The 22,708-nt window shown below is 50.1% G+C and carries 20 protein-coding genes, 1 tRNA gene and 1 pseudogene; 16 read left to right on the plus strand and 6 right to left on the minus strand.

Annotated elements, in window-relative coordinates:
- The first annotated feature begins 415 nt into the window (after nucleotides 1-415).
- The 12 genes and pseudogenes from PN498_RS15780 (at nucleotide 416) to PN498_RS15835 (ending at nucleotide 13,361) form a co-directional block, all read left to right on the plus strand.
- Entirely contained in the window at nucleotides 416-1,222 is an 807-nt protein-coding gene (locus tag PN498_RS15780; RefSeq protein ID WP_272063826.1) for a DUF928 domain-containing protein, read from the plus strand.
- Between the two features lie 305 nt (nucleotides 1,223-1,527).
- Nucleotides 1,528-3,600, plus strand: a complete 2,073-nt coding sequence (locus tag PN498_RS15785; RefSeq protein WP_272063828.1) for an FAD-dependent oxidoreductase — start codon at nucleotides 1,528-1,530, stop codon at nucleotides 3,598-3,600.
- Between the two features lie 7 nt (nucleotides 3,601-3,607).
- Nucleotides 3,608-4,237: an HAD hydrolase-like protein gene (locus tag PN498_RS15790; RefSeq protein WP_272063829.1), complete on the plus strand. Its 630-nt coding sequence runs from the start codon at nucleotides 3,608-3,610 to the stop codon at nucleotides 4,235-4,237.
- A 71-nt stretch (nucleotides 4,238-4,308) separates the two neighbouring features.
- Complete coding sequence (locus PN498_RS15795; RefSeq protein WP_272063831.1) at nucleotides 4,309-4,968, plus strand: ParA family protein; 660 nt, start codon at nucleotides 4,309-4,311, stop codon at nucleotides 4,966-4,968.
- Complete coding sequence (locus PN498_RS15800; protein WP_272063833.1) at nucleotides 4,965-5,687, plus strand: hypothetical protein; 723 nt, start codon at nucleotides 4,965-4,967, stop codon at nucleotides 5,685-5,687. The genes PN498_RS15795 and PN498_RS15800 overlap by 4 nt, the downstream gene beginning before the upstream one ends.
- A 327-nt stretch (nucleotides 5,688-6,014) precedes the next feature.
- Nucleotides 6,015-7,379, plus strand: a complete 1,365-nt coding sequence (locus PN498_RS15805) for an O-antigen ligase family protein (RefSeq protein WP_272063835.1) — start codon at nucleotides 6,015-6,017, stop codon at nucleotides 7,377-7,379.
- Between the two features lie 276 nt (nucleotides 7,380-7,655).
- A complete protein-coding gene (locus PN498_RS15810; RefSeq protein WP_272063836.1) occupies nucleotides 7,656-7,880 on the plus strand; it encodes a hypothetical protein in 225 nt (74 codons plus the stop codon).
- Between the two features lie 50 nt (nucleotides 7,881-7,930).
- Nucleotides 7,931-8,206, plus strand: a pseudogene (locus PN498_RS15815) (type II toxin-antitoxin system PemK/MazF family toxin); the annotation flags it as partial.
- A gap of 320 nt (nucleotides 8,207-8,526) precedes the next feature.
- The gene (locus PN498_RS15820) at nucleotides 8,527-8,871 is read left to right on the plus strand and encodes a nucleotidyltransferase domain-containing protein (RefSeq protein WP_272063837.1); all 345 of its coding nucleotides are present in this window, start codon (nucleotides 8,527-8,529) and stop codon (nucleotides 8,869-8,871) included.
- Nucleotides 8,855-9,241: a HEPN domain-containing protein gene (locus PN498_RS15825; protein WP_272063838.1), complete on the plus strand. Its 387-nt coding sequence runs from the start codon at nucleotides 8,855-8,857 to the stop codon at nucleotides 9,239-9,241. Before PN498_RS15820 ends, PN498_RS15825 begins: the two co-directional genes overlap by 17 nt.
- A gap of 271 nt (nucleotides 9,242-9,512) precedes the next feature.
- Nucleotides 9,513-9,743 (plus strand): hypothetical protein, encoded by a 231-nt coding sequence (locus tag PN498_RS15830; RefSeq protein ID WP_272063840.1) that lies wholly within the window; start codon nucleotides 9,513-9,515, stop codon nucleotides 9,741-9,743.
- A gap of 288 nt (nucleotides 9,744-10,031) precedes the next feature.
- Nucleotides 10,032-13,361: an nSTAND1 domain-containing NTPase gene (locus tag PN498_RS15835; protein ID WP_272063841.1), complete on the plus strand. Its 3,330-nt coding sequence runs from the start codon at nucleotides 10,032-10,034 to the stop codon at nucleotides 13,359-13,361.
- Nucleotides 13,362-13,719: 358 nt separating this feature from the next.
- Here PN498_RS15835 and PN498_RS15840 read toward each other — a convergent pair whose 3' ends face one another.
- Nucleotides 13,720-14,325, minus strand: coding sequence for a Uma2 family endonuclease (locus tag PN498_RS15840; protein ID WP_272063843.1), 606 nt, complete (start codon nucleotides 14,323-14,325; stop codon nucleotides 13,720-13,722).
- Nucleotides 14,326-14,550: 225 nt separating this feature from the next.
- Between PN498_RS15840 and PN498_RS15845 the strand changes: the two genes are divergently transcribed.
- Nucleotides 14,551-14,820 (plus strand): ribbon-helix-helix domain-containing protein, encoded by a 270-nt coding sequence (locus PN498_RS15845; RefSeq protein ID WP_272063844.1) that lies wholly within the window; start codon nucleotides 14,551-14,553, stop codon nucleotides 14,818-14,820.
- 183 nt (nucleotides 14,821-15,003) lie between these two features.
- On the opposite strand, the gene PN498_RS15850 is transcribed toward PN498_RS15845, so the two are convergent.
- The 3 genes from PN498_RS15850 to PN498_RS15860 are packed head-to-tail and all read right to left on the minus strand — an operon-like array spanning nucleotide 15,004 to nucleotide 15,806.
- Nucleotides 15,004-15,327, minus strand: a complete 324-nt coding sequence (locus tag PN498_RS15850; RefSeq protein WP_272063845.1) for a hypothetical protein — start codon at nucleotides 15,325-15,327, stop codon at nucleotides 15,004-15,006.
- Nucleotides 15,293-15,424 (minus strand): hypothetical protein, encoded by a 132-nt coding sequence (locus PN498_RS15855; protein ID WP_272063847.1) that lies wholly within the window; start codon nucleotides 15,422-15,424, stop codon nucleotides 15,293-15,295. The genes PN498_RS15850 and PN498_RS15855 overlap by 35 nt, the downstream gene beginning before the upstream one ends.
- 55 nt (nucleotides 15,425-15,479) lie before the next feature.
- Nucleotides 15,480-15,806 (minus strand): hypothetical protein, encoded by a 327-nt coding sequence (locus PN498_RS15860; RefSeq protein ID WP_272063849.1) that lies wholly within the window; start codon nucleotides 15,804-15,806, stop codon nucleotides 15,480-15,482.
- A 179-nt stretch (nucleotides 15,807-15,985) separates the two neighbouring features.
- Between PN498_RS15860 and PN498_RS15865 the strand changes: the two genes are divergently transcribed.
- Nucleotides 15,986-16,573 (plus strand): Uma2 family endonuclease, encoded by a 588-nt coding sequence (locus tag PN498_RS15865; protein WP_272063851.1) that lies wholly within the window; start codon nucleotides 15,986-15,988, stop codon nucleotides 16,571-16,573.
- A gap of 151 nt (nucleotides 16,574-16,724) precedes the next feature.
- Here the strand turns inward: PN498_RS15865 and PN498_RS15870 are convergent.
- A tRNA-Pro gene (locus PN498_RS15870) sits at nucleotides 16,725-16,798 on the minus strand.
- A gap of 135 nt (nucleotides 16,799-16,933) precedes the next feature.
- Here PN498_RS15870 and PN498_RS15875 point away from each other — a divergent pair.
- Together PN498_RS15875 and PN498_RS15880 are read left to right on the plus strand one after the other, a co-directional pair.
- The gene (locus PN498_RS15875; RefSeq protein WP_272063852.1) at nucleotides 16,934-18,010 is read left to right on the plus strand and encodes a glycosyltransferase family 4 protein; all 1,077 of its coding nucleotides are present in this window, start codon (nucleotides 16,934-16,936) and stop codon (nucleotides 18,008-18,010) included.
- A 49-nt stretch (nucleotides 18,011-18,059) separates the two neighbouring features.
- Complete coding sequence (locus PN498_RS15880; RefSeq protein WP_272063854.1) at nucleotides 18,060-18,314, plus strand: hypothetical protein; 255 nt, start codon at nucleotides 18,060-18,062, stop codon at nucleotides 18,312-18,314.
- On the opposite strand, the gene PN498_RS15885 is transcribed toward PN498_RS15880, so the two are convergent.
- Entirely contained in the window at nucleotides 18,300-22,691 is a 4,392-nt protein-coding gene (locus PN498_RS15885) for a nitric oxide synthase oxygenase (RefSeq protein WP_272063855.1), read from the minus strand. The two genes, PN498_RS15880 and PN498_RS15885, sit on opposite strands and share 15 nt — an antisense overlap.
- Between the last annotated feature and the right edge of the window lie 17 nt (nucleotides 22,692-22,708).

The following is a 22,708-nucleotide window of genomic DNA, read 5'->3' on the forward strand; positions in this document are numbered from 1 at the left end:
ATCTCGCTGTCTCAAACATCGGCTGTTTCTCAAATCGAATGTCCTTATTGTGAAATCAATCCCCAGCAGCAGAGAGTCTACAGATGAAAAGTACGCTATTGGACCTCCTTCAAATCGGTTTTCAGAAAGGGTTTCCGTTTTTATTGAATTTTCTAGATGATGCCTTGCTCTTTGGACTGAGTCGGATAGGCGTCAGTCTGCCCTGGTTGCAGTGGGTCAGTATGATCTTACTAACGGCCACAATACTGTATTGGACCTTCCGCTTGATCCGCTTTGTATCTCGCCAATGTTCAGTAAGCTAATACCGCTACACAGAACTCAAAACTCAAAACTTAAAACTAAGGCAGATGGGCTTTCCTAGCATTCTGAATGGTGAGCATGTTTCTGCCGTGATGTACTCGTTCAGAGGTTAGCCATGACTCTAAAAAAATCTGATAAGCGTTTTTACTTTTCTCGTTTAAAGCGGCAGGTCTCTCGTCTGGGTAGCGGCACGATCCTATTGCTTATTCTGGGAACCCCCAGTCTGGCGAATAGTTCCGTCAGCCAAGCCACTCGGTATTCGGGCACTAGCCTCAGCAGCGCGGTCAAAAGTCGAGCCTATGAACCCCCACCCGGCTCTCAAATATCGGGAAGTGGCACTCAGGGCGGTACCCGAGGCTGCGGTGGCGAAATGATTGCGATCGCCCCTCAATTTAGCGGCACCGGGCAATCCTTCTCGTCCCGTCCCACCTTTGTTTGGTACATGAACCCTGAACCTGTGGGGACACTGGAGTTCTATCTCTCGTCTCAAGCTGATGGCGAAAGTACGCTAATTGTGAGCGAAGAAGTTGAAACCCAAGCGGGCTACATTGCTTATACGCTCCCGGACGGTGAAGACTTGACGGTCGGGGAAACCTACACCTGGCAGGCGATTCTCTACTGCGACGACGATAAAACCATGCCTGGGAAATGGATTTCTGCCGATATCACCATTGCCGACCCTCCCGCCGATGCCGTTCAGGCCGTCTCAGGCGATGACCTAACTCTTCAAGATGCGATCGCCTACGCTGCTGCCGGCTATTGGTACGACGCCCTCGCGATTGTCTACAACGCTGACTCCCTCGAAGAAGAGCAATTTCGGCAGGACATGCTGCTCGATCTGGCCGATTTGGAAGCCGAATCCGACAATATTGTTGCGGCCCGTCGCAGCGATCGCCTCCGGAACCTGGCCGAAACTCCGTAGCCTCAGTATCGCCAACGCAATCCAGCGACAGAGAACGCTAAAACCTAAGCTCAGCACTCAGATTGAGGATGACGATATGAGTGCTGCCATCCCTTTCCTTGCTGCCGGTTCCACCTGCCCTATAGCCGTCGCCAGTTCCGTGAAGACAGGCGGCGAGTCATCTGGCGATGCACTAAGTCCCCAGATGCTAATGGGTACAAAAGCCTAGAGACTAAAGCTATTTTTCTGTATTCCGGCGATTATTTGCCCAAATTGCGTCAAATTTCTCTTAAGCTTTTTGGAGAAACGTCGTTAAGGAATCACCGATGCCTGGATTACGTCGCTTGGGTCGGGTTGGAGTTCTGCTAGGAACCTCAATCGCCCTTGTTTCTCCTGCTTTTGTAGAGCTCACCGCGATCGCTCAGGAGTCATCTCAGTTCTTGGCTGCCCTGCCGCGAACACCCGATGAGGTTGTGGAATGTGATGTGTTGATTGTGGGGGGTGGTCTATCGGGCACGGCTGCCGCTTATCAAAGTCTCAAAGCGGGCCATACCGTTTGCTTAACAGAATTAACTGACTGGGTAGGAGGACAAATTTCCTCCCAGGGAACAACTGCCCTAGACGAGTCGCGGCGACAGCGGCAGCTCCTGTTCTATTCAGAGGGATACCGAGAGCTGCGCGATCGCGTCATGGAAAAATACGGGGAACTCAATCCCGGTCGTTGCTGGGTCAGTGCCTCCTGCTTTATGCCCTACGATGCCCACGCCCTCTTATTCGACATGTTAGAAGATGCAGCGGATCAAGGGGATGGTGAATTGAAGTGGTTCCCCTCCACGGTACCGAAAGACTTGGAATTTAGCGCCGACGGTCGCCAAATCACCAGCGTTGTCAGCATTCAGCACAGTCCTGCATCCGGTGCTCCTCCCCTCAACACTGAACCGCTATCTGCCACCATTGCAGACGCCTATCGCTACGAAGATTCGGCACGGTTCGACAAAACGATCATTCAGTTTGTGCCCCCCGCTGATGCTCCGGAAGGCCCAACAGACTGGTACGTCATTGAGGCTACCGAAACGGGTGAACTCATCGCCATGTCGGGGGTGCCCTATCGCCTCGGGCTAGATCCCAAAACCTATCTCAATCCGTCCTCTCCCGTCACGGACAATGATCCTTACTGCACTCAGGGATTCACCTACACCTTTGCGATGGAAAAGACGGAGTCGCCGCAGCCGCAGCTCATCCCCAGCTATTACCTGCAATACGAGCCGTACTTCAGCTGGGAGCAGACCCGCGACTACAACGCTCAGGACTACTACGATTACGTCTTCACCTATCGGCGTCTATATGCCGCCGATCCGGAGCGTGATGAAAGAATTGCTGGGGTGCCGCGTCCCCGTCCCGGCGATATCTCCATGCAGAACTGGACTTGGGGCAATGACTATCGTCCCGGTAATCCTGAGGACAATTTAATCTATACCGCTGAGCAGCTAGCGGAGCGAGGCCAGTTGGACCCGGGCGGCTGGATGGGTGGCCTCCGTCAGGAGTCCTTGAGGCGCGGCGAAGAAAATGCGCTGAGCTTCTACTACTGGTTCCTCATCGGCGCTACCGACTCACAGCTCGACGACAGCCTTAAGGAACCCACGCCAAACAGTCGCCTGTTGCAGGGGTATGATTCCCCCATGGGCACTGCCCACGGACTCTCAAAATTCCCCTACATTCGGGAAGGTCGGCGTATTGTGGGGCGTCCGTCCTTCGGCTACGAAGACGGTTTTGAAATCAACGAGGTTGACTTCACTTGGATCGACTTCAGCGATCCGTTTTATCAAAACAACCTTGACCCCGAAACCTATGAGGCGCTGCGGATCGAAGTGGCCGGACAAGGTGCGACCAGTGCCGTGCTCAATGAAACCCCGGCTGAAGATATTCCTCAGCGCCGTCGAGCCCGCATTTACCCCGATTCCATTGGCATTGCTCAGTATGCGATCGATTTTCATCCCTGCATGCTGGAGAATCCACCAGAGAAACCGGGCAATATTGAACGTCCGGGTGTTCGTCAGGCCCATGGTCAGGCCTATCCCACTCAAATTCCGCTACGGGCACTCATTCCTCAGGGTGTAGACAATCTGTTGGTCACCGGCAAGGGACTGGCGATGAGCACTATTGCAGCAGCAGCCTATCGAGTTCACTCCTATGAGTGGTCAGTTGGAGTCGGGGCAGCCGCCACCGCAGACTTTGCACTTCGCAATGGCATCTTGCCCTATGATTTGGTGGATAATCTCCCCACTTTGGACCCGCTGATGTACGAGTTGAGACGGGAAATCGAGGCGAGTGGTAACCCGACTCAGTTCCCGGGCACCTCTATCTTCAACGAAGATTGGGAAGACTGGCGTCCTTGGTAAAGCAGCTTTGTCCAACCTCTTGTTTGACTTTGATGGCACGATCGCGGACAGCTTATCCGTAATTGTGGCCATCACCAATCAATTAGCCCCTGAGTTTGGCTATCGACCTACGCCATTGGCCGAAGTTGATGCTTTGAAGGGGCTAACACCTCGTCAACTCATTCGCTATTCCGGCATTCCGGTTCTCAAAATTCCGGCGCTGCTGCGACGCCTCAGGCAGGAATTGCGGCAGCAGAGTATTCAAATTCCCCCATGCTCAGGCATGCCTGAAGTGATTCAGCAGCTGCGCCAAGATGGGCATTTCTTAGCCATCGTGACCTCCAACACACCCGAAGTCGTTTGGGCGTTTCTGGCTACCTATGGACTCGAACACTGTTTTGCCAGCGTCGATGGGGGTGGCACGTTGTTTCGCAAAGGCCGACTCATCGCCCAGTGTTTAGAACGTCATCAGCTCCTTTCCACTGAAACCGCTTATGTCGGTGATGAAGTCCGAGATATTGCGGCAGCCCGCTCTGCGGCAGTGCAAGCCGTTTCAGTCACGTGGGGCTTCAATAGCCGAACCGCATTGGTAGCTGCCAATCCTGATCAGTTAGCAGATGATCCAAAAGCGTTGCGAGCGATCGCAGATGCGATATAGTCAACCTGTCATGAGTCCGGCATTTATCATCGTTGCCGAGGACTCCCCAAATTCAGCAAAGGAGTCTTGCCTTGGCAGCAAGTCGCAAGGGCTTACCTCCCAAAATCCTCGCTATCCTCAACGGCAAAGGAGGAGTCGGCAAAACCACTACCGCCATCAATCTGGCAGCCGTTCTGTCTGAGTCGCATTCTGTGTTGTTAGTAGATACTGATCCGCAAGCGTCTGCCAGCTGGTGGGTGACTCACAATGCCCAGCCCGTGACGTTTGATATCACTCAGGAGACAGACGCGGCCCTTCTAGGCAAACTAAAGAGTGTGGATGAGTATTCTTTGATTGTGGTGGACACCCCTCCGGCCCTTAATTCAACAGCACTAGCCGCCGTCATTCCGGTTGCGGATTACATTTTGCTGCCCACACCGCCCGCTCCAATGGACCTGTCAGCCCTAATCACGACGATCAAGGTAGCGATCGCTCCGTCTGGTGTAGCCCATCGGGTTTTGTTGACCAAAGTCGATTCTCGTAGTTTGCCTGAGGCGATCGAGGCACAGCAAACCCTTGACAGCCTGAATATTCCCGCTTGCAAAACCGTTATTCGTACCTACAAAGCCCATGAACGGGCTGCCCTCGAAGGGGTTCCCATCACTCAGTGGCGAGGAGCCAATGTTAAGGAAGCGAGAGCCGACTATTATCGCGTCGCCGACGAAGTACAGCTAGATTGGAGCAAACCATGACTAAGAAAAACCTATCTGACCTGCTGAAAGAAGAGGTCACCCCCTCAGAAGAGACTTCAACACCCCCTCAGAAATCTGGCCGGAAATCCTCTCCAGCAAAGTCGGCAACCGAGAAGAAAATTCCCACTCGCAAAACAGCGAGTCGCTCTAGAAAGACGTCTACCAACAGCAATAAATCAACGGACACCAAACCGACTACGGCTGCCACCAGAACAGTCACCAAAAGTGCAGGATCCCGTAGCAGCCGCAGCGTCACGAAAGCCGACCTCGAAAAGCAGGTCGCACAGCTCAAAAGTGACTTAGAAGCATCGCAAGCCAAAGAAGCTGATTTCGAAAAACAGGTACAGGGGCTGCAAGCAGACCTCAAAGACCATCAGGAGCGCCTGTTTGAACTTAAAGACTCTCTGGAACAGGCTGAGAAAGCAGCCAAAGCCGATGCGGATAAGCTCAAAAAAGTCACCCAAGAACTGGATGAAGCGAAACAGGTCATCTTAAAAATGACCGAAGCTGCGGAGCAAACTCCAGAACCCGAACCCGAACCCGAGCCAGAACCCGAACCCAAACCGGCTCTCGCCGTCAAGATGAGACCCGGTGGCAGTAACGATATCTATCGCGGTAGACGGTTACCTGCTTACAAAAAGGTACCTGAATACGCGATCGATCATGGAGAGCAGAGGAACCGAATGCTGACTAACGAAGAGATTGGCTGGGTAGATTAAGCTTTCTGAAACGCCACCCCAACAGTGCCACTGAGACTTTGACCGATTTCTGCCTAACAGATAGATTCTGAGGGAGTAAGTGCAGGATATCGTGCTCATGCAGCTGTCAGATCTACAGTTTTAGAGCAGTTGACCGGCCTGTTGCGTAAGTTTTCTGACATTCACAACTCAAAATGGAAAACTCAAAACTAATTTGAGCATTTATGCTGTGGTAAGGGAAGCATCAGTAAAGGAAACAACTGGCAGCTAGCACCGTCAGAATTTTTACGGACGAAAGCCATTTGCCATGAACGGGTTCTGGTCTCCAGAAGCAACTGATTTACCTCTATGCAAACAAGTCAGCAGTTTTCAAAAACGTTATCTGCTCCCCCTGCTCCTTCCCCCAGCTATCAAGCACTCCTCGATCCAGGTCTAATCGACAGAGCGATCGCGGTCCTGGGGATCCTGCACTCCACGGCAACTTTGTCCAGCTTCTTTTCAGGCGTTGGCATTCCGGGTGTAGCAGAAACCTTGATTCGATATCTGCTGCCCGTCATGATCGCCTTTCGTCTAGCAGCTCGTTACAAAGCAACCGTTCGCGTTTTGCAGTCAGATATCTTCCTGCTGATTTTTCACGCGATCGTCTTCGTCTCCTTCGCCTGGTCCATCAATCCACAACTCACGATCTTGGGCCTGCGAAGCGAATACATTCAGGGAGTTTTGATTGCGCTATTCCTAGCAACCCGGTTTTCGCTGGCACAACAGGTGCGGCTGATCACAGTAGCGATGGGCATTACAGCTCTAATTAGTTTGGCCTTTGCGATCGGGGTTCCCTCCATCGGCATTCACCAAGACGTCACCCACGCAGGCGCTTGGAAAGGCATCTTCGGACACAAGAACTATTTTTCCACTGGGATGACGACGTGTTCAGCCGTTTGCCTGGTGCAGGTGCTTGATTCCAAAGAGCGAAAGCCGTGGATCTTAGCTTTACTAGGCTTATGCGTTGCACTCCTGTTCCTGTCCACCTCTAAAACGGGGCAGGTGCTTTTAATCATGGTCATCTCTTTTGTGTTTCTCTACCGTCGCTATCGCTGGCGGGGGATGAAAACACTACTGATTCTCTATCTCGGCGTGGTGGTCGCAACCTGTAGCATCCTGTTTGTGTATACCGCATGGGATCAAATTTTCATTGGCATTGGTCGAGATCCAACCCTTTCAGGTCGCACCCTGATTTGGGACGTGTTGAGACAGTCCTTTATTCCCAACAAGGCTCTATTAGGGTATGGCAGAAGTGCATTTTGGACTTCCGAGGCCGCCATTGCCGTCTTTGTGGGCAGCATCAATTTTGTCCCCACCCACGCTCATAACGGTTGGTATGACCTCGTCCTAGACGTAGGATTTATCGGGCTCTTTTTCTACGGACTGAGTTCAATTCAGGCTTGGGTTAGAGCGTTTAAGCTGGCGTACGTCTCCGACAGTGCTGCAAGCATTTGGCCGATCGCCTTCTTCACCATCATGTATGTCAACAACTACACCGAAAGCTTGATGACCTATTTAATCAACTTTCTGTGGATTATTTATATGGCAACCTGTTGGTCTTTGAGAGAAGCCCTAATGCGCGAAACCATGCACCAAGAGGAATTGGATGAGGAGAAAGAAACCCTACTAAAGGGCGTGGATGTTCACAAAAACGGTCATATCAAGCGAGCATAGCGATCGCAAACGGAAATTCAGATGTATAAGCTGACGTTGAGGATCCGATACCCATTAGTTCCCCTGACTTGGTTCCGTCTATGTTGTTAGAGGGCTAGCAGTTCCTCGCAGTTGATTATGCCAGAGCAAGGCAAGATGTTTTGGTTGTTGAGGCGCGAAATCTGTCGGTAATAGGTTAGGACTAGGTTTCGAAGGAGATCAGACGTGTTAGCCATCCTGCCTGAAGTCCAACCTCTGATGCCACAATAGAATGAGACTTTTGAGGAGATGAGCAAGATGACGCTACAAGAGCTAATGCAAGAGGCTCAACGTTTGAGTTGGCAAGAGCAGTTTCATCTAGCGGCGCGTCTGCTCCAGTGGGCCGAGGCCAAGATGCCCGAAGCCATTGAGCAACCAGACTATCAAGACAGCTCGCTAGTGACATCTGCGGCGAAAGTTTCTGAACCTTCTTTTGCTTTAGTCTGGAATAACCCAGAGGATGATGCCTATGATGACCTGTGAGTTTGGCGAAGTAGTAGGTTCCGTTTCCTTTCACCCACCAAAATACTCAGAAGAAACGGCCCTCGGTCGTCATCAGCTCAAGTGAGTACAACGTATCTCGTCCGGACCTGATTCTGATTGCTGTGACGAGTCAAGTAAAAACACCTCTGTTATTCAGGGAAATGATGATTTCTGACTGGCAAGGAGCGGGGTTATTAAAGCTGTCTGTGATTAAACCTGTCATCACCACGATTCAGGAAGATGTGGTGATCAAAAAGCTTGGTAAGCTCAACTCAACAGATTCGCATTCTCTTATGGAGCTGCTAGTTTTTTTACTGAAGCCTTGATTTCACAAGCCATCGGTAGTTTTTCCGCTGCTCTAAAGTGCCAGTATGCGGAGCAGGCCATATATGGAGTTAGGCGATCGCGACTCCGGAGTTATGAATATTGATCACGCCAGAGTAGAGAGTGGTGTTTAGAGTAAGGAGGAGGGTGGTCATTGACGTAGTCGCCTCAGAGGAGCTACCAATCCCTTAGAACTATTCCTCGCTGGATTAAAACTTAGGAGAGGCAAAGCGAAGCGTGCCCATAGTTGTAGGATATTGAGTAATGACGGGCATGAGTTAAGCACATTAGCCCTTGCTACTTTTACCAATCGGAAAGGGGAATGACGTCAGAGAGCAAATATCCAGCTGTCAGTCAAGCACTTCTAGCAGAAGTGGTGAGCCGTATTCGGGCAACTGGAGATCCACTCAAAGTTGTTCTGTTTGGATCTCAGGCCAGAGGTGACACCCATGCTGAAAGCGACTTAGACTTATTAGTTGTGGAAGAGTCAGATTTGCCGCGCTTTAAGCGATCGCCACGCTACTACAAAGCTCTCATGGGTGTCTTTCCCAACAAAGATATTACTGTCTGGACACCGACTGAAATTCAAGAATGGTCAGCGGTGCCCAATGCTTTCATCACGACTGCTTTGAGAGAAGGCAAAGTTTTATATGAAAAACCAGCGTGATTTAGCGACAGGCTGGTTTCGTAAGGGCGATAGCGATTTGACGACAGCCCAACTTGTGTTGGCCTCAGATGGGCCTTATGACACTGCTTGCTACCACGCTCAACAAGCCGCTGAAAAGTACTTAAAAGGGTTTCTTGCATATAGAGGTATGGCGATACCTCGCATCCATGACTTGCTGGAACTGAATCAACTTTGTGTCAATGCTGCCAAAACCTGGTTGGTGAAGGTCGATAACCTAGCGGAACTCATGCCCTATGCGGTGGAATCACGCTATGATTTGGAGTTTTTTCCCGATCAGGAAACCGCATCTGAGGCCCTTGACTTGGCCCAACAGGTGAAGGTGGCTGTTTTGAATGCTATCCCCCCATAAGAAGAACCGAATGATGAACCCTGAAGCCGGAAATCTTGATCAGATCGCCAGAGAATACGGCAAATAGTGGAACAGCGAGTCAGAATACCGGAGAAGATTTTGATTATCCCAGAACACGGAAAGGTGCTTAGGGATTTGCCCGAAAACAAATCCTCATCAACCGGATCAAGATGCAGCAGTGACATCAGGATAGAGTATCTCTGGTCAAGCCTGGAGGTGTTGACGTCAGCATGTTTACGAGTCAAGATGAAGGGTCGGATCTACGCAGTTGGTGTGCACGACCACGCGGTTGGAAGCGGATATTAATGAAGCGCTGCTGCCTCTCTGCATGGATGAGAAGATCACCAAGGAGGTGTGGTTTGAAGCGGCGTATCAGTATCTCGTGGAGCATCCCAAGGCGATGAAGGTGGTGAATGGGATGGCGAAGGATCGGTATCAAAGGCGGAAGCGAGCAGCGGATTTAAGGAAGTTGGAAACGATGCAGAAGCGGTTAAAGGGGTAGCCAATGTGCAACCTGCATACTGAGCGTGTTTAGCGCACACTACAATTGCATTTTCCAATGACAGGGGTTGGGCTCATTCCCGAGCAGGAAGAGGCGTTTAGTTTGTTGAGGCGTGATCACGAGCGGATCTAATCTACCCTGTTTAGTATCTCTAAAAGCAGCTGGGGTTGTGTTACTACCTGCCTAACCCAAATTTTTAAGGCATCGATGCTCACAATATTTCGTTGCCTCTAGGTGATTTTGATGAGGTTCGGTTTTAATAGAGCAGAATCCCAGGATCTGAATGCGATGAGTTCTGAATCACCAAATCCTATCTCAGGCGAGACAGTTAAACAAACTACTGAGGCAGTTGCCAACTTTATCCGCTGGATAGCAGAGCTGATCCGCCAGCGCAACTTGTTCATGCTGCTAGTGCTTACAGGAGTCGTGTTGAGCTTAGCGGGACTATTCTTTCGTGAAACTTTAAGCCACTGGCTTCCAGAAGAACAACAAGATTCAATTTGGGCAAGTGTAAGTCTTATTGCCATCCTGATGTTCACTGGAGCATTGATTGTGGCAGTTGTAACGATGCCACGACGTATTCGACATAATACTGTTGAAGTAGTAGAGCGTAAAGCAATTAAAGGCTTACGACCTTTTAATGAGGAAGACGCTGAGATTTTCAGGCGATTACAGCGCAATCATGCTCTGAGAGAGTGTCTGGAAGCAATCACTAGCCCTCATTTCCGGATTGGCGTTTTAATAGGTGAGTCCGGTTCCGGTAAGACTTCGTTTCTGCAAGCTGGACTTCTACCTCAATTAAATCAAGTTTCGAAAAGTTATCGAGGAATCTATGTTCGCTTTTCCGATCAAGAACCGATTGAAACTATCAGACGTTCTATCTCAGAACAGCTAGAGATTCCAATGGATTGGCTAGTCTCAATGTCTTCAGGTTCTCGCGAGATTTTAACGATCCTACAGCAAGCAACAGAGGCAACTGAAATGCCTGTTCTGCTGATTTTTGATCAATTTGAGCAATTCTTTGCACATTTTCCCCGAAAGCCTGATCGAGCTGAGTTTATTCAGGCTTTGGCAGCCTGGTATCAGTATCCCAAATCCCTCGCCGTCAAAATTTTGGTGAGCATTCGCTCTGATTTGTACTACCAACTTTACGAAGTACAGGAGGCATTAGGTTACTCTTTGGGGCCACAGGACATAGTGCATCTTGAGAAGTTCGAACCTGAAGCAGCCGTTCACATACTAGAAGTTATCGCAGAAACGGAAAATCTCCGCTTTGATCGTCGCTTTGTAGTTGATTTAGCAACTGAAGAATTAGTAAATTCAGAAGGTGGTCTAATCTCTCCAGTTGATTTGCAAATCCTAGCTTGGATGATTGAGCGTCAGAAGACTTCTGAGATGAGAGCATTTAATCGAGAAGCGTTTCAAAAATTTGGAGGAGTCGAAGGACTCTTAACTCGCTATTTAGATCGTACTCTGGCGACATTAGCATTGCCTGCCAAACGTCAGGCAGTTGTAAAAGTTTTACTTCAGCTAACCGATTTAGAGCGTCAAGTTCGAGCGGAGGTTCAAACTCTGCCTGATTTACAAAGGCAACTCCAAGGTGATGTAAAGGCTCAAGATGTTGAGGATGCTGTCCACTGGCTTGTTCTCAGCAGTGTGAGATTGATTACTCCTGTTGAGCGTCAGCAACAGTATGGATATGAACTTGCTCATGAGAGGCTTATACCCGCTCTTATGAGGCAGATAGGACAAGAACTTACCTCAGCAGACAAAGCAAGGAGACTTTTAGATCGTAGGGTTAATGAATGGCTTGGCAGTAATTGTTCCTCTAGATATCTATTAAATTGGTCAGAACTGCGCTTGCTTGCTAGGAATCGTTCTTATGTCATTTTTGGAGCAAAGCGCTTACAGAAGGAGAAACTAATACGCTTGAGTCGCCAAAGACTTCGTCGATTTGGAATTTTTATAACTACTTCATTCGTAGCGCTACTGTTGGCATTGAACTGGCTTCTATTTGTTCCCCAGGGCCAAATTCAAGTTGTACGTTGGGTTTTATCCTTAGCATTGACTCAGGCATCGGATGAATATATTGCAAACATCGGTTTGGCAATTGGAAAAGACGGTAACTGGTCAAGAGCTTTGAGGGTAGCTGATCAAAATATTCGTAGTGAGGCGGTCAAAGCTGATTTCCTCAAAGAAGTTAGTCTTATTGCCCCAAGGTTAGAAACAAGCCAGTCTCAACTAGTCTTACAAAGAATACTTCACTATGCAGAGGCAATTACAGAAAGCAAATCAAAAGCCATTACATTAAGCAATATTGCCAACATAGCAGGGCAACTAGAAGATAGGGAAATAGCTCAGCAGGCTCTCTCGAAGGCTATAGCGGTCACTGAGTCAATTGAAGAGAATGTGCAAAAGGCTAATACTTTAGGTAATGTCGCTAGCATAGCGGGGCAACTAGAAGATAGGGAAATAGCTCAACAGGCTCTCTTGAAGGCTATGGCGGTCACTGAGTCAATTGAAGAGAATGTGCAAAAGGCTAATACTTTAGGTAATGTCGCCAGCACAGCGGGGCAACTAGAAGACAAAGAAATAGCTCAGCAAGCTCTTTCACAAGCAATAGATACTATTGAATCTATCAACGAAGACGAAGCCAACACGGAGGAAGCTTGGCGAACATCGTATGCTTTGAATTCAATCACAGATACGGCTGCACTAATAAAAGATGTAGAAGTACTTCAAAATGTTCTCTTAAAAACTTTATCAGCTACTACTCATATCACTGATGAGCGGGAAAAATCCTATGCTTTAAGTCGTATCGCATATGTAGCTGGCCGGGTAGAAAATGTGGAAGTAGCTGAGCAAATTCTTGAGCAAACACTTTTCATTGCCGAATCCATGTCTAGTAATAAGCAAAAAGCTTATGCAGCTGAGGACATTGTGGACGCTATTGGTAGGCTAGGACATTCTTCAGAGAATACAAAAAGGCTATTGAATTACTCGCTAGAGTTAGTTCGAGAACATAATCTCTATTACATTATTAGGGAGGTTGCCATTGGATTTGCTCGATTAGATTACTGGCAAAGTACCATGAGAACATTAATAACAGGACCGACTTGGTTTGACTATGACGATGTTCTAGTATTGTGGGCAGAAAAGAAAAATCCAAATTTGATTCCTGGGGCAGTAGTTCTAGACGCAGTCGTTTCCAAGCTCGATTCAAATCAATACAGATTGAATTTAACAGTTAAAAGTCCCGACGTTGGCTGTGAACAGCGTACAGATTGGGTGGAACTCATAACGCCTCAAGGCAATTTACTTCATCGGCAGTTAATCTCTGAAATCAACGATTATGAGAAACCATTTGAAGTAAACAGTAATCTTCCTGTTAACCTTGCACCAGACCAATCTATTTATATCCGCGCTCACCTTCACCTTGATTCCCGATCTAACGGCTCGCAAACTTTTGTTCCACAAATCGAACAACTATCACCTTATGCAGACCACGCGATGTTTGGTAGCCCAGACGAAGGCTTTCATGCTGTGCGAATATATCCAGAGTTTGCTATGAGTGTTGCTGACCAAGAACCTCAACCTACAGCTTGTCAAAGACAGTAGTCATTATTGAGCTACTTTCAGCGGGTTGGAAATTGTCGTCGTCGCTGCTAATTTCATTTTAGGTACCTATCCATAATTTTAGCGCGGCAGGATCTATCAATTTTTAGCCTGTTTCAATTTTCTGGAAAGCAATTACCACAAAGTTTTCCCCAGTCAATCAGCTTTTCAATGGAGGTACCGCACTTCCTCAAAGCTGCTTTGCACCTATAAGTGACATACAGCCGCAGAAACTGAGATTTCTCTAATCCTTATTTAGTAATTTTCTGAATGAGAGAGCGATCCGTTGCGAGCAAACACTTTAGAGTGTTTCTAAAAGCTAGAACCAGTTAGTAATGCTTCGGTATCTCAATGGATTTTGCTAAGCTTCTTCAGCCGCTAAAACCTGCTCCACCGTCAACTCCAACTCCGGAAACGTCAGACACGGTACCGTCTCCCCCTCCACATATTCTGCCTTCCGATAAACCCCATCCTCCAGCATCAGCACAATCACCTTCTTCCCCTTCCCCCGCTGACAATACTTCGCTGGAATCTGCCCCCGGTAATCCACAATCCAGAACTCCGGCACCTGTAGCGCCTCATACTCCTCCTGCTTCTCCACCAAGTCCGTACTCCAGTTGCCAGAGGCAATCTCCACGATCATTCGAGGCACGCTGCGAATCCCTGGTTGTCGATCCTCCCGTCGGGTTGCAGGCCGGTCAATCACCGCCACATCAGGGCGGCGGCCCCTCGTGTTGTCAATCATCAACGCATTCCGCTTTCGCACCGAGTACCGCAGCTTCATGCGCCGATACTGCAGTTCAAACATAAACGAGAGGAATTCTAAAATCTCTTCATGCCAATCATCCGGCTCCGGCATGAGCACCAGCCTCCCATCGACCAGTTCAAATTCATTCAGTTCATTGCCATCCTCAACGTCAATGAACGTTTCAAACGTGAGGTCTCGCGTGACAGCCGGAATCATCATGGCATTTTCGATCAGTCCGTAGTGGCGTCAGCCTATCAACCCATCTGGCCACCTGGGCACAGAAAGGGACATCAATCTGCTGTCATTCTAATCCATCCTTTTTCAGCCCATAACTGCCGCAGCTCACGCAGCTCGATGAGGACTGTGGCTTCAGAGGCAACGCTCCTTGGGTCGAGCCTGCGTCTTAGAATGAGAGGCAAGAAAATTCACTTTTTTCAGGCCGTCATGCAAGTGTTTCTCACGCCAGAGCTTGAACAACTCATCCACCATCAAATTGCCATGGGGAAATATCAGTCTGCCTTAGAGGTCATCACCGCTGGCTTGCACCTGCTCGAACAACAAGACGGCATTTACGAAGGGCGACTGATGGAACTTCAGCAGGATGCTCAAATCGGACAGGAGGCTGTTCAACGGGAAGAAGTTTTAGAAGGTCCCATCGCAATGAATCAAATTAGAGAAAACCTGCAACTACGTCACGCCATATCCGAATCTTGACGCCTTGCTCTTATTTCCCCTACCGCTTCAGTAGACACGGTAGACAACGGTAGACGCTTGGTGGACAGCCAACCTACTGCCCAAAATCCATAACCTGTAAGCTTTTCAAGCATTTCGGTAGACAAGTAGAAACTTTCTAGAGGCTCTCCAGAGTTAAAACTTGTCTACTTGTCTACCGTTTCCCTATAGCCCATAACCGTCAATGCTTTCAGCGGTAGACACCCTGTCTACCGTTGCCTCAGATCTGTCTACCGCGTCTACCGTCGCTCGCCACTGCAACCGATTTCCCACCCCACAGGTCTCCCCATACCCCATCGCCTCTAACTCTCGAAAGTGCGATCGAATCACCTCCGCACTCGCCTTCCGTAAGCTGCGCTCATAATTGCGGACATCCTTTGCCCGCAGCCACCCTCGCACCCGCGAAAGCTGAATCAGCTTCATATAAACCGACTCTAGGGCTCCGTCTACCGAGTCACCCTCTGCATACAGCAGCTTCACCTGACTCATAAACCAGCGCGCCAACTTGAATGCCTCGCTCCGGCTGTTGGGATTGAATGCGGGCGATCGCACTGGGCAAACTCATGTCGGCCCCACAGGTCTTCATATCCGTTTTGCTAAAGGCGGCAACTGTAATTCGTCCCGTAACAGTTGCAGACCATTTACGAGCGCATAGCGATCGCTGACAAGCTCATTAAGATAGTTATGGTAAGCGTTGCGCTCCATCCCAAAACTAACGCCAAGTTACCAAAACCGCCTAATTCTAGCTGCCGTTGGAGCCGCATCAAAGGGTGTAGACATAGAGATAATCCGCAGGTTGCTGCCTTAATAATGCCAAAGGCAATCAATAGGCTTTCGTCAAAAATGACCTTGCGCCATGATCTTAAAAGAATTGGGATGAAAGGATTCGAACCTCCGGCCCCTTCGTCCCGAACGAAGTTCAGAAGTTCTGCTAATCCCCACTGCGCCTCAATTATAGCGATTCTCAATAGGGCGCTCTACCAGATTCCTGCCAAATACCTGGTCCGGTCTACCATTTCTTCGTCTCAGATGGGTCTACTGAACTTTAGACACCGTCAAAAAGAATTAAAAAAGCAGCACCGGCGATGCCAAATCAGACATTTAGCTGTCCGTTAAGATAATCAATATCTCAATCTGCTGACCCAAGATGCCTACGACAACTCAGCGGCTGACTCTCAATGACTACCTAACTTATGACGACGGTACCGACACGACGTATGAACTCGTCAACGGAGAGCTTGTCCCGATAACCCTTGGCATGGGACTGCATGGTGAGATTGCCGATTTTATCAATACCTGCTTTCGTAATGAAATCAAGCGGCTAGGGCGAGATTGGGTTTCCAAGCAAATGGTCATTGGCATTCAATCTCCACGAGGCGATCGATGGGACACCGTTCGCATTCCCGATGTGGTTGTCTTGCCTCTGAATCAGTGGAAAGAGCTGCAAAACCGTGAAGCCGTTATCCAACTCAATGAGCCTCCACCATTACTGGTTGTAGAAGTCGTCAGCGAGTCCACCAAGGGAGTCGACTATCGTGCTAAGCGAGCTGAGTATAGCGTTCTTGATATCCCTGAATACTGGATAGTTGACCCACTTTCTGCAAAAGTTACTGTACTCATACTCACTGAAGGCTGGTATGACGCGACTGAATTTAGCCGCAGTGATAGCGTACAGTCGCCCACCTTTCCTGAACTTAGGCTAACCGTAGAAACGATTCTGAAAGGCGATTTGTAAGGTTACGGCAAACCATCTGCTTCTTTAAGAATCAAAGAACCAAACAGCGCTGCAAATACTGCAACTTATAGGTGCAACAGTCATTGTGAAAGCATCATCAAAAGGTTGATGCGTAAGCCACAAGGCGCTTCAGCAGTAGAGTTTAGAAGAATCGGGATGAGAGGATTCGAACCTCCGGCCCCTTCGTCCCGAACGAAGTGCGCTACCAAGCTGCGCTACATCCCGCTGTAGTCATTGCCTACCCTAGCATAGCTGAGCGATCGCCGCTCCCCCTGCCGCTGCACAACTTTACCGACTGTAAAAACAGCGTGTGTCTTCTGTTAGGGTTTGAAGGTTTCCGCAGCACCAAACTCAGAGTCCATGCTCGTAAATCTGGCCTACCTGCTTCACAAGCCTACAGGGACCACCAACTATGCGCTGAACCTGCTGCCTTTTTTATCTCAGTTGGATCCTTGCTTTTTGGCGACTGAAGCGAGTGGGCTAACTGAGTATTATCCTGTAGCAGATAACATGACGGCTGAGTTGGGTATGAAGGGGCACCTGCGGCGGCTGTTATGGACCCAGTTTCAGCTGCCACGGATTTATCGTCAGCAAACGAGGCAGGGCGCAGCAGCCCCACTGCTGTTTTCCCCAATCGCAGAAGCACCGCTTTTCTCAAACTGTCGCTTCATTGTGACGATTCACGATTTGATTCCGCTGCGGTTTCCTGACATTTCCCGATCGCTCACTGGGCTGCATCGGGTCTATGTGCCCCAGGTTTTGCGAGCAGCGGCACATGTCATCTGTAATTCTCAGGCCACAGCGGATGATGTGATGGCGTTTTATGGATTGAGTAGCCGCAAGATAGCGCCGATTCCACTGGCCCACGATGCAGAGCACTTTCGGCCCTTAGCGTTGGAGCGTCAGAATTACTTTCTGATATTGGGACGCCATGCACCCTATAAAAATGTCGCGATCGCCCTCCAAGCCTTTGCCCAGCTTCCCAACCCTAGTCACTATGAGCTGTGGATAGCCGGCCCGTCTGATAAGCGATATACCCCAGAACTACAGCGACAAGCAGAGGCATTGGGGATTGTGGACCAGGTGAGATTTCTAGATTATGTGGCCTATGAGCAGCTGCCCATCTTGCTCAATCAGGCATTGGCGCTCATTTTTCCGAGTTTATGGGAAGGGTTTGGTCTCCCCGTACTCGAAGCGATGGCTTGTGGCACTCCAGTGATCGCTTCCAATATCTCATCCATTCCAGAGGTGACGGGAGAAGCAGCGCTCTTGGTTTCTCCGACATCGCCTGATGAGATGACGGATGCAATGGCACAGGTCGCCCGCGATCGCACACTTTGGGACCAACTCAGCGAAGCCGGTTTGAAGCGCTCCGCTCAATTCAGCTGGGAAAATACTGGGCAAGCAACTATCAGTTTGCTCAGGTCGTACCTTTAGCATTTTGATTGGACTCAAATGCAGACCGCAACATCTAGCTTGCAAAATTGTGAAACGAGCTGTTGCGATCGCCCGTCTTGCTCAAAAGTCGTATTCAATACAGTATTTCGTCGCTGCTCTTGGTTTTGTTGGCCCTGTAGCCGTTGCCAGTTCCGTTAGGACAAGACGGGAAGGCATCTGGCTATGGGCAAGGACCTGGATGTTATTGGATACGCAAGCCTACAAGCTTAAACAGCTAAAGCTGTATCCAAGCGGGTATGCTGACTTGACGTTATACGACACCCTCCATCTAGAGATTGGCTAGCCATTTTTCAGCACGAGCATAGTTGTCTTTCTTAACCTGCTTGATGGCCTGTTCGAAGTTTAGAGTGACACCCCAGACATCCGTAGAGAAGCGCTTTTCTTGCTTCATGCGATCAAAGAATTCAACCGCCTCAACGTGGGAGAGTCCGCCTTCAGTTTTGGCAATCTGCATAAATACATCAAACACGTTATCTGCCATGCGGGCATCGCCGCAAACGTAGTAGTGACATTGTGGATGGCTGAGCTGCTGCCAGAGGACTGCTGCCTGCTGCTGCATTAGGGTCTGCACATACACCTTTTGCTCGGTCAGACGTGAGAAAGCCACCTGCAGATTACTGAGTACGCCTTGTTCTAGCCAAGACTTGAGCTGCGCTTCGTAGAGGAAGTCGCTGTGGTTGCGGCAGCCAAAGTAAAGTGTGGCGTCACCCAGCTGGACACCCATGTTTTGCAAATGCTCCCGGTGCTGAAGAAAGGCGAGCAAGGGAGAGATGCCCGTGCCCGGACCAACCATTAGCAACGGTGCTGTGGGGTCAGTTGGGGGACGAAAGTCAGAGGTGCGGGTATCAAGGCAAACGCGATCGCCCGCTGTCAGCCCTGCCAAATAGTTAGAACACAACCCCTGCCGAGTTTTACCAGTATCAGTTTTGATTTGGAGCACCCCGACAGTAATTTGAATTTTGCCGGGGTGCAGTTGCGGGCAGGAAGAAATGGAATAGAGACGGGGCTTGAGCCGGGGCAATAATTCCAGCAGCATTTCTAGAGTGATTTGGGCTGAGGGAAACTCCTCGAAGAGATCGACGATGGTCATGAAGCAGTCCTGGAGCTTTTTGCGAAGGGCAACGTTTTCGGCGCGATCGCTCTCCAGCGCAAGAATTTCCAACCAGGTCGCCAGACGCACTTTGTCTGCGGTACTGGTTGCCGCTCCATGCAGAGCCGTCAGCAAGTCACGGAAGGGGTCATGCAGCGCTAAATCAATAACTTCAGTTAGCACCTGACGCACCGTTGTCGGTCCCGCGACGGGAGGTTCGTCTTCCAGTTCTGTGCCGTCTGGCATCACATACCGAGCAGTAAAAACTGCTTCCGGGTCAACGCCAAGACGACGACATAGCCGCACTACTAGATCTGCTGGATTGTTAGGATGCACAGCTACATGGTCGCCAGTCTCGTACTGCAGCTCAGCATTGGCAATGTCGAACATCAGACAACGGGTAGAGCGACTGCCCGGAATGACTTCTTTGAGCAGTTCACGATTGGAGAGGAGGGGAACGGCAATAGGACGATGGGAGTTTGGGGCACTAGGGGGCTGAGCGTCCAGATACGTAACGGTAAGCTTTGGAAGAGATTGGGGACTAGCGCTAGTATCATCGGCTCCCAAAACGCGGGAGACCAAGCCTGACCACTGCTTGAAGGTATCGGCTTGACCTTTGATCTCGTCGCCTTTGTGCAGCGGAACAATGGGATTCGCTCCAGCTTTGGCTAGGGCTTTGTCTAGGGCAACGCCTGCGGCGCAGAAGTGTTCGTAAATCGTACTGCCAATGCCGAGAACAGAATAGTTGAGTCCTTGTAAGGCACCCCGTGGCTGCTGTTTCAGCCATTGCATAAATGACTTAGCGTTGCCGGGCATATCCCCATTTCCAAAGGTCGAGGTGACGACTAGCAACAGCTTTTCTGAAGCCAAATGAGCAGTGTTGTATTCATCTAAGCCCATGACTTTAGGGCGATAGGCCACGAATTGGCGGGCAGCACGGCGAGCAAACCCTTCGGCGGTTCCCGTTTCAGAGCCGTAGAGAATCAGAATGCGATCGCTGCGGTCCTCATTCTCATCCGCCGCCTGAATAAACTGCTCTAAGTCGAGGTCAGCTTCTACGGCCCAGCGATCAGCAGCGTGGTGATAGGCTGGCTCCAGATAAAAATCACGCATTTGGTGATGCCAAACCGGACAGGCACTGCCGCCTGCCGGGGGCATGACCCAGCCATAATCAGCGGGGCACTCGCGCCCAGACTTCTTCTCTCGCAAGTCGTGGGTAAGAAACTGCTGCGCGGCGGACTGGTGATCGACCATCGTCACCTTCGCTTTCTGGAACGAGTGAATCACCGCTACGTTCATTTCTAAGGCGACGCGATCGCGCCACAAGGTTGCTTCAGTGCTGGTGTCCAAGCCCAGCAGCTTGGCAACGTCTTCCATTTTGTCGTAGCGCCACTCCTCCAGAAAATCACGGGCAATTTCGGTGCCCATGTACCAGCCATTGAAAGGAATGCAGGCATAGGTGATGCCGCCAATGTCCATGCGGAAGTTGCTGATAGCGGGAACAGCATACCAGCGTAGACCCAAGTCCTTAAAGCCAGCTAAGGTAGGGTGCTCGATTTCGACTTCTAGAATGTCCTCTTTTTGAAACTCGTAGAGCTTTGGTTCTTTTCCGGGCACCTCAATCACCAAGGGCAGAATGTCGTACGGGGTGCGAGGTTCCGGCGGCTGCCAGCCCATTTTTTCAGTGATTGCTTGGGTCACTCCCAAGTTGGCGGCGTCCCCTAGAATGCTGCCGTCGGGCATTTCGTAGGCGGCATAACGAATCAGCTGCGGATTCCAGATGCGGGGTCCCCAGCGTTCTTGAGGCAGTTTGGGTCGAAAGGCGGTCATGGTGATCTGGATGTTGCCGCCGTTAGTAGCCAGTCGTAAGTGTTCTTCCAATTCCCGGAACATATCGTCAGGGTCAGTGATATGCCGACAGTCGCGCACCACTAAGTTCTGCCACTGGATCCGCCCTACGCATTTGGAAGCGTTGCGCCAGGAGACCTGTGCTCCATAGGCCAGTTCCTCGTAGGTGTGAGTGTAGGTGCCCGTGGCCTGCACTTCCGCTTGAATGTCCTGCCAGCGCTGTTCTCGATCAGACTCTTCCCAAGCTTGCTCATCAGAGATCGTGGTTAAGAATTCTTTGGCCTTCTTCAGCAGCCGTTCTTCATTCAGCTTGGGTAGCTTAATTACATTGCTGACTCGGTCGATCAGCGTTCGCCATGCCTGCCGCAGATCATCGTCAAAGTCAGGCACATACTTTTCAAACAGGATCAGCATCACGTCAGAGATAGCACCGTAAGCAAAGGACGGCACGCCCGCGTTCCCGTGGATACGCCCCAGATGCCGTAGCTCGATGAGTAGGCGCTCAGCATCCCCTTCAGACAGACAGATAAAGAGAAATTCTAGGGACTGTAGTAGATGGGTCGATAGGTAATTCATATCGGCCCGACCAAAGATGGGCAACACCTGAGGATACTTTGCAAAAAGCGTTTGATAGAACTCTATCCCCATCTCATTCTTGCGATCGCCAATGTACTGCCAGGACGCCGCCATACGCTGAACGATGTCTGGAGAAAGGGCGGCATCGTAGCGATCGCGCGCCGCCACCATACCTGTGATCACATGGGTATTGAAAAACTTGTAGAGAGCCGATCCCTCCCCCTTGGCGAGATTATCGCGATCGTAGTCCTCCAGATAGGGGATCTGGGGTAGCATCCACATCCACACCTGCCGCGCCTTCAGCCAGTGGCGCGGCTTCAGGCCAATGTCCGCAAAGAGGTTGCCATAGTCTTCCACCGTATCGAAGCTGTCCCCTTTTTCAATAGGCACTCCCATCATCGGCTCCCACACAACAGCTTCGGTGTGTGGACAGAGCTGCCGCACACAGCAGTCAAACAGCTCAAAAAAGTAGTCTGGTATGGTATTGAGCGCCTCACCAAGCAGAGATTCTAGCTCGGGGACCTCCAACAGAAGACGTTTGAAGAACGTCTCCATCTGCAGTTCTTTCCAAGCTCGCAGTTTGTTCCACACGTCCTTGACAATGACGGCTTCTGGCATAGAAAGAGGAATCGCTTCGGGCAGTTTCACCGGAACATCGTCTTCAACACTGAGTGGGGGGCGCTTACGGTTCGTCTGCGTGGTCGCCAAACTCAAAGAAACCGCTTCGTTTTGAATAGCGGAACTGCTTTGGGTCAGGCGAGCCTTCAGCTTTAGATTCGGGGCTATTGCCCAGGTGGTGATAGGGCATTCAACATCAATACTGCGCTCATCCCTAAACAGTCCGGCGGTGGAAAATTCAACAGTGTCAGCCTCTTGCCAAGGTTCCCCAAGTCCTCCCTGGCGATAAAGTAGCGTTAGCGCAATGGTGCAGTCCCCAGAATGTTTGATATCTACTAACCAGTTGGGCTGCAGCCGGGTCATGAGGTTCTTGTCTAGCCTCAGCCTGCCTTCACCATAGATGGTTACTCGGCACTTGTACTTGAATTCGCCAGTTTCAGGGACATCAATTGCGCTCACCTCGACGATACGAACAACGGAATCGGAGGTTGGTTGCGCGTTCGAGCGGCTAGATTCTGATAAGACCATACGTTTATTAGGGGATT

Origin of the sequence: Oscillatoria sp. CS-180, assembly GCF_028330965.1 — a bacterium.
GTDB lineage: Bacteria > Cyanobacteriota > Cyanobacteriia > Phormidesmidales > Phormidesmidaceae > Halomicronema.